This is a genomic window from Limnohabitans sp. Rim28, assembly GCF_000293865.2.
Lineage (GTDB): Bacteria > Pseudomonadota > Gammaproteobacteria > Burkholderiales > Burkholderiaceae_C > Limnohabitans_A.
Map to the genome: position 1 here is coordinate 310837 of NZ_ALKN02000002.1, position 12926 is coordinate 323762.

Here is a 12926-nt window from a genome sequence, read left to right on the forward strand (position 1 = left end):
GTCAGATCCCCATTGAATTTTTCGTCCGATGAATGCTCATTCCCATTTAAAAGCTTGGCGCGCTGATTTGCTGTGGTTCCCAGATCCGCACAGCCCTCAGGCTCGGCATGAAAGTGATGGCCTGCTGGTCACCGGCCAAGGCGCCGACGGCATCGTGCGGGTGGTGGCCATCGGAGACTGGGCGACGCTGCAACACCATTACCCCGACCTGCCCGTGACGCACTGGCCTGGGCTGTGCATCGCGCCGGGCTTTGTCGACCTGCACATCCATTACCCACAAACCGACGTGATCGGCTCGCCCGCCGAGGGCTTGCTGCCTTGGCTGGAGCACTACACCTTTCCGCACGAAAAGCAGTTTGCCGATCCGGCCTACGCGCACGAAGTCTCGGGCTTCTTTTTAGACGAGCTGATGCGCCACGGCGTGACCACCGCGCTGTGTTTTGCCACCGCGCACCCCGAGTCGGTTGATGCTTTCATGGCCGAAGCGCAAAAGCGCCAGTTGCGCATGATCACGGGCAAAGTGCTGCAAGACCGCCACAGCCCCGACGGCCTGCGCGACACCGACACCCGCTTGAGTTTGCGCCAGACAGAAGACCTGATCCGCCGCTGGCATGGCGTGGACCGCCTGGGCTACGCCATCACGCCGCGCTTTGCGCCCACCAGCAGCCCTGAGCAGCTGCACGGCGCGGGCGAGATCGCGCAGCAGTTTCCTGATGTGTGGATTCAGTCGCATGTGGCCGAAAACCTCGACGAAATCCGCTGGGTGCATGAACTCTTTCCTGATGCACGCAGTTATCTGGACGTGTACGACCGCGCCGGCCTGCTGCGCCAGCGCTCGGTTTACGCGCACTGCATTTACCTGGATGATGCCGACCGCCGCCGCATGGCCGAGGTGGGTGCAACCGCCGCCGTCAGCCCCACCAGCAACCTGTTTTTGGGCAGCGGCTTTTTTGACTACACCGCTTCAGACGCAGCGGGTCTGCGCTATGGCCTGGCCAGCGATGTGGGCGGCGGCACCAGCTTCAGTCCTTTTCACACCATGCACGCGGCCTACACCGTGGCCAGGCAAAGCGTGGGCAGCCCCGGCATCAGCTTGGCGCCAGAACACCTGTGGTGGCAGCACACGGCAGGCGCCGCCGCTGCGATGGACCTGAACGGCCAAGTGGGCAACCTGCTGCCCGGCTGCGAAGCCGACTTCGTGGTGCTCAACCCGCAAGCCACGCCCTTGCTGGCGCGCCGCACGGCTCAGACCGAAACCCTGGCCGAATGGTTGTTCGCGATGATCGTGCTGGGCGATGAACGCTTGATTGCGCACACAGTCATCCAAGGCCAGTGTGTGAAGCCCAACCCCTGGTCCAGCGCCTTCAGCCCCACAAAAAGTGGACTCGCCTTGTCAGACAATAGGGCATGAGCGCCGAGAACGAACACCCCATCATCGACCCCTACGCCTCCCAACGCGCATCCGTGCGCAAGGGCATTGCGCAATTTCAAGAACGCCTGCAGGCAGCAGGCCATGACTTCAGAGACCCGCCACCCGAGCCCACATCCTGCTGCGGGCGCGGCTGCAACGGTTGCGTTTGGGAGAGCTATGACGCGGCGCTGATGTTTTGGTACGAGGACGCTGGGGCTTTGCTGGCTTGAGGGCATCCAACCCTCGTTGGATCAAGCAGAGGCTGGCTGTTGGAACACCCGAATGCGTGGCGCAATCGTGTCAGTGAGCGTTCTCGCGGCCTGACGCATGTCGTACTCGGTTTGAAGGTTCAACCAAAACCGAGGCTCCATATTGAAAAACAGTCCCAAACGCAAGGCAGTGTCTGCCGTCACGGGGCGGTTGCCATTGACCAGATCGCTGATTCGGCTGGGCGAAACATCAATGTCAGCGGCCAGCTGGCGCGCAGAAATGCCCATGGGTTTCATGAAGTCTTCCAACAAGATTTCACCAGGATGAATTTCGTCAAGTAATTCGGTCATGTTCAACTCCTCAGTGGTAGTCCACTATCTCAACTTGGTAAGCCCCGTTGTCGTGCCAGACAAAACAAATGCGCCATTGGTCATTGATGCGGATGCTGTGTTGTCCTTTTCGATCATCCTTCAAGGCCTCCAAGTGGTTACCGGGAGGGACTCTCAGACTGACCAATTCCGTGACAGCATGCAATTGCAAGAGCTTTCGCCGTGCCACCCTTTCGATGTTTCTGAAGCGAGGCACGGGCTGACTTTTGAACAAAGCTTCGGTGTTGCCGCAGATGAACGAATGGATCATGTTCAAATTTTATTCCGTCATGCGGAATCCGTCAAACAGATCTACTTTGGATCCAACTTAGGGGATCAAGTGCTGTATGGCCTGCACGGTTGCAGGCCGCACCAACCGGCCCACCTCCTGCCCATCGCGCAAAACCACCAGCGTGGGCCAGAGCTTGACGCGGTAGTGGCGGCCCAGCGCACGGCCCGGGCCATCTTCGATTTTGAGATGCTGCCACTGACTGTGCGTGGCCAATGCCTGCGCAATCAGGGCTTGGGCGGCGCGGCAGTGGCCGCACCACTCGGTACCAAATTCCAGCAGCACGAGGCTGGGCAGCGCCTGCACCTCGGCCAGGCTGGGCGCTTCGATGCCGCTCAAGTAGGGTTTGAAAGGGCTCATGGCTTGACATCGATGGTGCTGAACAGTCGGGACACCGTGCCCCGCAGCCACTGCAGGCAGGGGTCTTTGTCAAAGCGCTGGCTCCAGTGCATGGACACGGTGAAATCGCGCAGTGGCAAATCAGGCTCAATCAAGGCCAGCGCACCGGCCTCGGCAAAGCCTTGCGCAAAATTGCGCGGCATGAGCACGGCCAGATCGCTGCTGCGCACGATGCCCGGCAAGGACAAAAAGTGGCTCACCGTCAAGCGCAGGCGGTGCTGCCAGTGCATCAACTCCAAGATGCGCAGCGTGTCCGAATGGGTGCGCACAGCGGCGAACTCCAACTCGGCCAGCAAGGCTTGCGCGGCATCGCTTGCAGCACGGGCTTTTTGCAATTGCGCCCAACGCTGGGCCACAGGATGGCCCTGGCGCATCAGCACCACGTAGCGGTCGCTCATCAAGGGTTGATGCAAGGTGTCGTTCACCTCGGGCAAAAAACCCATCGCCAGATCCAGCTGGCCGTTGTCCAGCGCGGGGCCGATCTTCTCGTGCGGCAGTGGCATGGCTTCGAGCCGCATGCCCGGTGCGTGGCGCTGCAGGGCCAACACCAGTTCGGGCAAAAAACGCGCCTCGCCAATGTCGCTCAGGTGCACGCGCACCACACGGGTCGAGCGCTGCGGATCAAAGACCTGTGAGGCATTGAGCGCATCCTCGATCGTGCCCAGCGCCAGCTGCACCGCCTGCGCCAGCCGGTCGGCACGCGGCGTGGGCCGCACGCCAGCCCCACTGCGCTCGAACAAGGCGTCGCCCAGCACCGACCGCAAACGTGCCAGACCCTGGCTGGCCGCCGGTTGCGACATGCCCAGCTGCTGCGCGGCCAGGCTCACGCTGCGGGTGCGCCACACTGCGTCAAACAAGCGCAAAAGGTTGAGGTCCAGGTCTTTGATATTCATTCAATGCATACCGTTTATTCATAATATTTTATGCTCTTATAAGTAAGATGGTCCGCATGTCTTTGCAGGCGCCCACCCCGTGGGCGATGGGCGTGGCACACGGCCTTGAAAACCATCGCCCACGGGGTGGACTCCTGCAAAAGGGACTGCAACAACGCAAGGAGCGCGCTGTGGAAGTGTCATTTCATGAAGAAATCAAGGCCCTGCGCATGGGCGCAGGCGAGGTGTTTCACGGTGAGGGCATCCTGGCCATCACCAAGGGCCTGCTGCAATCGGGCGTGAGCTATGTGGGCGGCTACCAGGGCGCGCCGGTCTCGCACCTGCTCGATGTGATGGTGCAGGCCAAGCCCTATATGGACGAGCTGGGCGTGCACGTCGAGGCGTGTTCCAACGAGGCCTCGGCCGCGGCCATGCTGGGCGCCTCCATCCATTACCCCATCCGCGGCGCGGTGACCTGGAAATCGATCGTGGGCACCAACGTGGCGGCCGATGCGCTGTCCAATTTGTCGTCGCCCGGCGTGACCGGGGGCGTGCTGATCGTGGTGGGTGAGGACTACGGCGAAGGCGCGAGCGTCATTCAAGAGCGCACGCACGCTTATGCGCTCAAGTCGGGCATGTGCCTGCTCGACCCCCGGCCCGAATTGGGCCAGATGGTCAACATGGTGGAACACGGTTTCAGGCTGTCTGAAGCGTCCAACATGCCGGTGATGATGGAGTTGCGCATCCGCGCCTGCCATGTGCGCGGCCAGTTTGTGGCCAAGGACAACCAGGCCCCCAAGCTGTCCAAAAAGCACCTGATCGACGAGCCCGCCGGCTTCAACTACATGCGGCTGGCGCACCCGCCAGTGACCTTTGCGCAGGAAAAACGCAAAGTGGAGCACCGCCTGCCCGCCGCGCGCCAATACATCACCGAACAGCGCCTGAACGAACACTTCGAAGGCAGCACCCACCGCCACCTGGGCCTGATCGTGCAAGGCGGTTTGTACAACACGCTGATGCGGGCCCTGCAGCAGTTCGACTTGGCCGATGCCTTTGGCGTGTCCAGCTTGTCGGTGCTGGTGCTGAATGTGACGTATCCACTGGTGCCCGATGAATTGGTGAATTTTTGCAAGGACAAATCGGCCGTGCTGCTGCTCGAAGAGGGCCAGCCCGAGTACATCGAGCAGGAACTGGCCCTGATGCTGCGCCGGCTGGACCTGCAAACACCGCTGCACGGCAAAGACATGCTGCCGTCTGGCGGTGAATACACCGCCGAAGTGATGGCCCAGGGCCTGCTGAAGTTTCTGGACCGACACCAAGCCGATGCCGTGCCCGAAGCCACGCGCCAATGGCTGGCCACCAACGGCGAACGCCGCCAGCAAGTGCAAACCTTGTTGGGCAGTCCGGTGCCCGCACGGCCGCCCGGCATGTGCATTGGTTGCCCCGAGCGGCCGGTGTTTTCTGCGCTCAAACTGGCGCAACAAGACGTGGGGCCGGTGCACATCGCGGGCGACATCGGCTGCCATGCACTGGCCACTTTCGAGCCGTTTTCCTTTGGCCACTCCATCCTGGGTTATGGCATGAGTTTGGCCAGCCGGGCGGGCGTGTCACCGGTGATGAAGCGGCGGGTTTTGTCGGTGATGGGGGATGGCGGTTTTTGGCACAACGGTTTGCTCACGGGTGTGCAAAGTGCGCTGTTCAACGGCGACGACGCGGTGCTGCTGATCTTCAAGAACGGCTACACCTCGGCCACCGGCACACAGGACATCATCAACACCCCGACCGACATTGCCAAGGAACTGGCGGGTGACAAGCGCCAGAGCATGGTGCACACCAACCAGACCATCGAGTCCACTCTGAAGGGCCTGGGCGTGCAGTGGCTGCGCACGGTGCACACCTATGAAGTCAGCCACATGCAGGCCACGCTCACCGAGGCCTTCACCACTGAGTTTCAGGGCCTGAAAGTGATCGTCGCCGAAGGCGAATGCCAACTGGAGCGCCAGCGCCGCATCAAGCCCTGGCTGGCCTCGCTGCTGTCCAAGGGCGAACGTGTCGAGCGCGTGAAATACGGCGTAGACGAAGACGTGTGCAACGGCGACCACGCCTGCATTCGCCTCTCGGGCTGCCCGACACTCACGCTGAAAGACAACCCCGACCCGCTGAAAGTGGACCCGGTGGCCACTGTGATCGACGGCTGTGTGGGCTGCGGCCTGTGCGGCGAAAACGCCCACGCAGCCACGCTGTGCCCCTCCTTTTACCGCGCCGAGGTGGTGCAAAACCCCAAGCTGCACGAGCGCCTGTGGGCCCGTTGGCAAAGCCTGGCCACCCGCTGGTTGCAACCGGCTTGACCCGCTGAAACGCCTGAAAGAGACACCATGACCCAACCCATTTCCATTTTGCTCTGCGCCCTGGGCGGTGAAGGCGGCGGCGTGCTGGCCGACTGGCTGGTCGACGTGGCCCGCCACGCGGGCTACCCGGCCCAAGCCACCTCCATCCCCGGCGTGGCACAGCGCACTGGCGCCACCACCTATTACCTGGAAATTTACCCCGTACCCCACAGCCAGCTGCAAGGTCGCTTGCCGGTACTGGGCCTGAACCCGCTGCCCGGGCGGCTGGACGCACTGGTGTCTTCGGAGCTGCTGGAAACCGCCCGCCAGATCGGCAACGGCCTGGCTTCAAACGACCGCACGCTGGTCATCAGCGCCTCGTCGCGTGCTCTGACCACCGCTGAAAAAATGACCATGGGCGATGGACGCCGCCCTGAAGGCCCGCTGCTCGATGTCGTGGCCGCGCACAGCCTGCGCCACCACGTCATGGACATGGCACGCCTGTGCCAGGAAAGCGGCACCCTGGTCAGCGCGGTCATGCTGGGTGCCATTGCAGGCAGCGGTTTGCTGCCCTTCAAGCGAGACCATTACGAGGCCGTTTTGGCAGGCCCCAGCAAGGCGGCCCAGGCCAGCTTGCGCGGTTTTGCGTCGGCTTTTGACTTGGTAACGCGCCAGCGCGAACAGGCGCAGTATGTGGAACAGGTGATGAAGCCTGCGGCCCCTGCACAGCTTGCATCGGCCGTTTTGCCCGCAGATGTGGCCGCCAAATTTCCAGCAGAGCTGCACCCCCTGATGGGCCTGGCACACCAGCGCCTGGTGGAATACCAAGGCCCGGCGTATGCCCGCCTGTATGTGCAACGGCTCGAACGCTTGCTCCATGCTGAAGCCCACGCCAACGACGCCAGCAGCCCCGTGACTGCCGAGACCACCCGCTGGCTGGCCCTGTGGATGGCGTTTGACGACATCATCCGTGTGGCCGACCTGAAAAGCCGCGCCAGCCGCTGGGACCGCGTGACGCAAGAAGTCAAAGCCCAAGAAGGCGATGTGCTGAAGGTTTACGACCACTTCAAACCCGGCGTGCCCGAGCTGGCCGCCTTGTTGCCCCAAGGCCTGGCGAGCAAACTGCTGCGCTGGGACCGCGCCCGGGTGTCGCAAGGTCAGGCACCCTGGTCGATGCCACTCAAGGTGGCACGGCATGCCCTGTGGGGCATGGCCAGCTTGCGCCTCTTGGCCAGCCTGCGCGTGCTGCGCCAACTGGGCAGCCGATATGCCACTGAGCAAGCCCTGATCGAAGAGTGGCTGTGTGGCATTGAAAGCGCCACACGCCTCTCACCCGCGCTGGGTCTGGAATTGGCGCGTTGCGGGCAACTCATCAAAGGCTATGGCAGCACCAACGAGCGTGGCAAGGACAACCTGCTGCACATCCTGCGCCATGTGTGCGGCCCTGCATCGGCCGTGCCTTTGGCTGAACAAGCCGCTGCCGTGGCCCGCATCCGCCAAGCTGCACTGCAAGACGAGGCGGGGCAAGCGCTCGACCAGGCCTTGCTGCAACACGGCGCACCTGCACGCCCTGTCAAAGAGCAACCGGTGCTGTGGATGAAAAATCCCAGGCTGCAAAAATCTTAAGGGCCTGACGGGCTCAAACCCCGGCCAGCTCGCGCAAGGCTTGTGGGTTGGGCAGGCCCAACACGCGACCACCTCCGCTGATGAGATGGCGCTCACGCAAGTGGCGCAGCACGCGTGAGAAAGTTTCTGGGGCGATGCCCAATTGGGCGGCAATCGTGCGCTTGCGTTCAGTCAGCTTCACAGCCAAGCCCCCCAGAAGCTCGTCGGGTTGGGCATGGCGCAACAACCATTCGGCGCAACGTGCATCGGCGTCTTTGGCGAGGCGGCTCACGCCTATTTCAGTTTGTTGACGCTGAGAACGCGCCATGTCCATGAGCAGGTTTTGCGAGTCCTCAGGCAGCGCCTGCACTTGGGCCACAAAGTCCTGCACAGCTACGTTTTGCAACTGCACATCGGTTTCGGCCACCGCATCGACCACATGTGGCAGACCCAGCAGACCCGAAGCGGCCTCCAGCCAGAACGGACCCTCCATCGCGCCCAACTGATGGGCCATGACACCATCGACCATCACCCCCAAAACCACCCGACCCTGCAAAATGTGCACGAGGTGCTGGACCGGGTCACCCCGGTGGAGCAAGACAGTACCCGCCGTCAGCGCAAGGGGCTCAGAGGCCCGAGCGGCGGCAGAAAAAGCGGAGTGGGGCAAGGTGTCGTCCAACATGATGGACCCGAATGTGCCAGAGCACAGGGCCTGCCGGTTTGACGCACATCAACTCAGACCACCAAGATCGCCCTGAAATCGTTCACATTGGTGTGCGTGGGCCCGGTGATGACCAGGTCGCCCAGTGGCTCAAAAAAGCCGTAGGCATCGTTGCGCTGCAAATGATCGGCCAGTTTGTGCCCCAGCGCGGCAGCGCGCGCCAGTGTGTCAGGGGCCACTTGCGCCCCGGCGTTGTCTTCGATGCCGTCAATGCCATCGGTGTCGGCCGCCAGAGCCCAAACGCCGCTCTGAGCTTGCAGGGCCTCCGTCAGGCCCATGCAAAACTCCCCTGCCCGCCCTCCGCGCCCGCGAGGCGTGCCCGAAGGCTGGGGCTTGATGGTCACGGTGGTTTCGCCGCCGCTCAGAATCACACAAGGCTTGATGAACGGCCCCAAGCCCTTGGCCGCCGCACGCGCCAGGGCCGCGTGCATTTTGCCCACCTCGCGCGACTCGCCTTCGATCTCATCGCTCAGGATGTAAGCATTCAAGCCCATGGCACGCGCAGCAGTGGCTGCGGCCTCGAGCGACTGCTGGGGCGTGGCGATCATGTGCACGCTGTGGCCTGCAAACACGGGCGAGCCGGGTTTGGGCGTTTCCCAAACACCCGACTGCAAGGCCTGCAGCACCGCGTCCGGCAGCGTGATGGCGTAGCGTTTGAGAATGGCCAGCGCATCGGCGCAGGTGCTGGCATCCGGCACGGTGGGGCCGCTGGCGATGATGGACGGGTCGTCGCCCGGCACATCGCTGATGGTGAGCGTGACCACCCGAGCAGGGCTACATGCCGCCGCCAAGCGACCGCCTTTGATGCGCGAGAGGTGTTTGCGCAAACAATTCATTTCAGAAATATTGGCCCCACTGGCCAGCAGCTGGCGGTTGATGTCTTGCTTGAGCTGCAAGCTGATGCCGTCGGCTGGCAAAGTCAGCAAAGACGAGCCGCCGCCCGAGATCAGGCAAAGCACCAGATCGTCGGCTGTCAGGCCTTGCGTGAGTTCCAAAATCCGCTCTGCCGCTTGCAAACCTGCGGCATCGGGCACCGGGTGTGAGGCCTCGACCACTTCAATGCGTTCAGGCAATTCCGCCGGACGAGGCGGTGTGTGGCCATAGCGCGTGACCACCAGGCCCGACAGCGGCGCATCCGCTGGCCACAGGGCCTCGACCGCCTGCGCCATCGCACCGCCCGCCTTGCCTGCGCCCAACACCAAGGTACGGCCCTTGGCAGGATCTGGCGGGGTGGGCAAATGGGCAGCGGTGTTGTGCAGCGGAAGCGCACGTTGAACCGCCACATCGTAGAGGTGGCGCAAGACGGTTTGGGGATCGGTCATCACAAGGCAGATGGTCAAAAAAGCAAAAGCCTAGGATAAAGGCATTTAACCCCAAGGCCGTGGGCCACTGACCCCAGGACTGAGGATGGGGTTGAAGCTGACGGGACCGCTGCGTCTTCAAGAGACAGCAACGGCCCCATGACACTCAGTGTCAATCTGCGTAAACACCCGCGGCCCGGATGACCGGCGCCCACTTGGCCACTTCGGACATGACAAAAGCCTTGTGCCCCGCTGGGTCGTTGCGCGCGTCTGTGATCACGGTGGCGCCACCCGCATCTTGCTTGCGAATGAAGTCAGGGTCTTTGACAGCCGCCTTGAGCGCGTCGTTGAGCTTTTTCAGAATCGGTGCTGGCGTGCCTTTGGGGGCATACAGACCTTGCCAAATGGTGACCGAGAAATCCTTCAGCCCAGCTTCCTGCATGGTGGGGTTGTCTTTGAGGATGGGCGCCGTCAAACGCGCTGGCGTGGTCACTGCAAATGACTTGACACGCTTGCCTTCAATTTGAGGGATGGTGGTCGTGGTCTGGTCGCACATCAAGTCCACCTGGCCGCCAATCAAATCGGTCATCGCAGGCGCGGTGCCTTTGTAGGGCACCGACGTCATGTCGACTTTGATGGTGGATTGGAACAACATGCCGCACAAATGAGAAGCGGAGCCTGGGCCGGCATTGGCGATGTTGATCTTGCCTTTGTTGCTTTGGATCCAGCCCAACAACTCAGCCATGTTGTTGGCCGGCAAGCTGGGACGACCGATCAGGTTCATCGGGTTTTCGCTGACCAGGCCGATGTACTCAAAGTCTCTTTCCACGTTGTAGGGCAAATTGCGGAAAAAAGTGGGCAAGGTGGCCTGTGCAATGTGGGTGAACAGCAGCGTGTAACCGTCTGCTGGCGCTTTAGCGACTTTGTTCGCGCCGATCGAGCCCGATGCACCCGCAGAGTTATCGATCACGATGCTGTGGCCCCCCATGAACTTGCTCATGGACTGTGCCAGGTCACGCGCCGCCTTGTCGGTTGGGCCGCCCGCCGCATAGGGCAAGACGAAGGTGATGGATTTGTTGGCGACAGGGTAATCCTGCGCCATCACGTTGGCAGAGGCCATGGCCGCACAGGCCAGGGCTACGGAGAGGAACTTGGATGTCATGTTCAAACCTTTCGTGATTGAGGGACAGTAAAAAAAATCGAACAGTCTTGCCAATGATAGGCCCTGCTAAAACTTGGGCTGAAAAATCAGAGCAAGGCCTTGCAAACGGCTGCGGTCACTTCGGCGGTCCGAGCTTTGCCACCCAAATCACCGGTGTGCAAGGCAGGATTGGCCGTGACACTCTCGATGACGGCCATCAAGCGCTGCGCCGCGGCAGGCTCGCCAATGTGCTCGAGCAGCATGACCACCGACCAGAAGGTGCCCACCGGGTTGGCCAAGCCTTTGCCCATGATGTCAAAGGCTGAACCATGAATGGGTTCAAACATGCTGGGGTATCGGCGCTCGGGGTCGATGTTGCCGGTGGGCGCAATGCCCAGGCTGCCCGCAAGCGCTGCCGCCAGATCGCTCAAAATATCGGCATGCAGGTTGGTGGCCACGATGGTGTCCAGGGTCGCCGGGCGGTTGACCATGCGGGCCGTGGCCGCGTCCACCAATTCCTTGTCCCACTTCACATCGGGAAACTCTTTGGACACCTGCACGGCAATTTCATCCCACATGACCATGGCGTGGCGTTGCGCGTTGCTCTTGGTCACCACGGTCAGCAGTTTGCGTGGGCGCGACAGCGCCAGCTTGAAGGCATAGCGCAAGATGCGCTCCACCCCGGTGCGGGTCATGATGGACACATCGGTGGCCGCCTCGATCGGGTGGCCTTGGTGCACACGGCCACCCACGCCCGAGTATTCGCCTTCGGAGTTTTCGCGCACGATGACCCAGTCCAGGTCCTTGGGCGTGCAGCGCTTCAAAGGGGCGTCGATGCCAGGCAGGATGCGCGTGGGGCGCACGTTGGCGTATTGGTCAAAGCCCTGGCAAATTTTGAGGCGCAGGCCCCACAGGGTGATGTGATCGGGGATGTGCGGGTCACCGGCAGAGCCAAACAGGATGGCGTCTTTGTCACGCAAGGCGTCCAGGCCATCGGCGGGCATCATCACGCCATGCTGGCGGTAGTAGTCACCACCCCAGTCAAAATTTTCAAACTCAAATGTGAATTGGCCACAGGCTTTGGCCAAGGCCTGCATGACTTCTTGCCCTGCGGGAATGACTTCTTTGCCAATGCCGTCTCCGGGGATGGTGGCGATGCGGTAGGTTTTCATGGATGACTGCTTTGAAAAAAGAAAAAATCAACGCGCCATTGTGTGACGCTCAACGCTCAACAAAAGCCATAAAATTCAATTTATCGTTAACTTTTACTCAACAATGGAACCCCGCCTGCAAGCCGCCGATCTGGGCTTTTTCTCCGCTTTGGCCGTGGCCGGAAGCCTGAGCGCCGCCGCGCGCGAGATGCGCATCACCACGGCTGCCGTCAGCAAACGCCTGTCGCAAATGGAGACCCGGCTGGGCTTGCCCTTGGTCAACCGCACCACGCGTCGCATGAGCCTGACCGTGGAAGGCGAAACCGTGCTGCGCCACGCGCGCAGCATCCTGGCCGAAATGGCCGACCTGGAGCAGCAGTTGGGTGCCAGCCGCTCCACGCCCAGCGGCCTGCTGCGGGTGAATGCGACCTTGGGTTTTGGGCGCAGCCACATCGGCCCGCTGATCAGCCGCTTTGTTCGGCAATATCCGCAAGTCGATGCCCAACTGCAGTTGTCGGCAGACCCTCCGTCACTCTCTGACGATGCTTTTGATGTCTGCATCCGCTTTGGGCCACCCCCTGACACACGCGTCATTGCCAAAAAAATTGCCGACAACCAGCGGCTGCTGTGCGCTTCACCGGCCTATATTGCCCTGCATGGCGAGCCCAAAACACCCACCGACTTGGCGCAGCACAACTTCATCAGCATTCGCCAAGGGGGTGAGGCCTATGGGGTGATCAAACTGGCCAAAGGCAGGCAGGGCAAAGCCGAGACAGTCAAAACACGCGGCAACCTGACCACCAACGACGGCAGCATTGCCGTGCAATGGGCCCTGGACGGTCATGGCATCCTGCTGCGTGCCGAATGGGACATCCGGCACCAATTAGCGCAAGGACAACTGATTCAATTGATGCCACAGTTCCACGCACCCGATGCCGACATCTACGCCATTTACCCTGCGCAACACAAGTCAGCGGCCAGGGTCAGGGCCTTTGTGGAGTTTGTGGCCGAGACGCTCAAAACAGCCCGCACGGAACACGTTCCCGGCGCCCCTAAAATCTGAGCTTCAGCACAGCCCGGTACGCTCGGCAACGCGGTGCTCGCCCTCCCCGCCACATGCGGGCACCAGGG

The 12926-nt window shown here is 61.9% G+C and carries 13 protein-coding genes; 5 read left to right on the forward strand and 8 right to left on the reverse strand.

The features are described from left to right. The first annotated feature begins 28 nt into the window (after window positions 1–28). Both guaD and B472_RS04035 read left to right on the forward strand, forming a co-directional pair. On the forward strand, window positions 29–1411 hold the full coding sequence (gene guaD, locus B472_RS04030) for a guanine deaminase (protein WP_019425475.1): 1383 nt from the start codon (window positions 29–31) through the stop codon (window positions 1409–1411). Further along, a complete protein-coding gene (locus B472_RS04035) occupies window positions 1408–1641 on the forward strand; it encodes an oxidoreductase-like domain-containing protein (RefSeq protein ID WP_019425476.1) in 234 nt (77 codons plus the stop codon). The genes guaD and B472_RS04035 overlap by 4 nt, the downstream gene beginning before the upstream one ends. Window positions 1642–1662: 21 nt before the next feature. Here B472_RS04035 and B472_RS04040 read toward each other — a convergent pair whose 3' ends face one another. Genes B472_RS04040 through B472_RS04055 form a run of 4 tightly spaced genes read right to left on the reverse strand, consistent with a single transcriptional unit; the run spans window position 1663 to window position 3570 of the window. After that, entirely contained in the window at window positions 1663–1971 is a 309-nt protein-coding gene (locus B472_RS04040; protein WP_019425477.1) for a HigA family addiction module antitoxin, read from the reverse strand. 10 nt (window positions 1972–1981) lie between these two features. Further along, window positions 1982–2260: a type II toxin-antitoxin system RelE/ParE family toxin gene (locus tag B472_RS04045; protein WP_019425478.1), complete on the reverse strand. Its 279-nt coding sequence runs from the start codon at window positions 2258–2260 to the stop codon at window positions 1982–1984. Window positions 2261–2317: 57 nt separating this feature from the next. After that, window positions 2318–2638 carry a thioredoxin family protein gene (locus tag B472_RS04050; RefSeq protein WP_019425479.1) on the reverse strand — a complete coding sequence of 107 codons (321 nt, stop codon included), beginning with the start codon at window positions 2636–2638 and terminating at the stop codon, window positions 2318–2320. After that, a complete protein-coding gene (locus B472_RS04055) occupies window positions 2635–3570 on the reverse strand; it encodes a LysR family transcriptional regulator (protein WP_019425480.1) in 936 nt (311 codons plus the stop codon). The genes B472_RS04050 and B472_RS04055 overlap by 4 nt, the downstream gene beginning before the upstream one ends. Before the next feature lie 170 nt (window positions 3571–3740). Between B472_RS04055 and B472_RS04060 the strand changes: the two genes are divergently transcribed. After that, window positions 3741–5897, forward strand: a complete 2157-nt coding sequence (locus tag B472_RS04060; RefSeq protein ID WP_026039238.1) for an indolepyruvate ferredoxin oxidoreductase subunit alpha — start codon at window positions 3741–3743, stop codon at window positions 5895–5897. A 27-nt stretch (window positions 5898–5924) separates the two neighbouring features. Next, complete coding sequence (locus B472_RS04065; RefSeq protein ID WP_019425482.1) at window positions 5925–7502, forward strand: indolepyruvate oxidoreductase subunit beta family protein; 1578 nt, start codon at window positions 5925–5927, stop codon at window positions 7500–7502. 13 nt (window positions 7503–7515) lie between these two features. Here B472_RS04065 and B472_RS04070 read toward each other — a convergent pair whose 3' ends face one another. The 4 genes from B472_RS04070 to B472_RS04085 form a co-directional block, all read right to left on the reverse strand. Then, complete coding sequence (locus B472_RS04070; RefSeq protein ID WP_019425483.1) at window positions 7516–8163, reverse strand: Crp/Fnr family transcriptional regulator; 648 nt, start codon at window positions 8161–8163, stop codon at window positions 7516–7518. Between the two features lie 53 nt (window positions 8164–8216). Beyond that, window positions 8217–9524 carry a glycerate kinase gene (locus B472_RS04075; protein ID WP_019425484.1) on the reverse strand — a complete coding sequence of 436 codons (1308 nt, stop codon included), beginning with the start codon at window positions 9522–9524 and terminating at the stop codon, window positions 8217–8219. A 151-nt stretch (window positions 9525–9675) separates the two neighbouring features. Then, window positions 9676–10665 (reverse strand): tripartite tricarboxylate transporter substrate-binding protein, encoded by a 990-nt coding sequence (locus B472_RS04080; RefSeq protein WP_019425485.1) that lies wholly within the window; start codon window positions 10663–10665, stop codon window positions 9676–9678. Window positions 10666–10751: 86 nt separating this feature from the next. Beyond that, window positions 10752–11816, reverse strand: coding sequence for a tartrate dehydrogenase (locus B472_RS04085; protein ID WP_019425486.1), 1065 nt, complete (start codon window positions 11814–11816; stop codon window positions 10752–10754). Window positions 11817–11919: 103 nt separating this feature from the next. Here B472_RS04085 and B472_RS04090 point away from each other — a divergent pair, with 103 nt between their 5' ends. Next, entirely contained in the window at window positions 11920–12858 is a 939-nt protein-coding gene (locus tag B472_RS04090) for a LysR family transcriptional regulator (RefSeq protein ID WP_019425487.1), read from the forward strand. The last annotated feature ends 68 nt before the right edge of the window (window positions 12859–12926 follow it).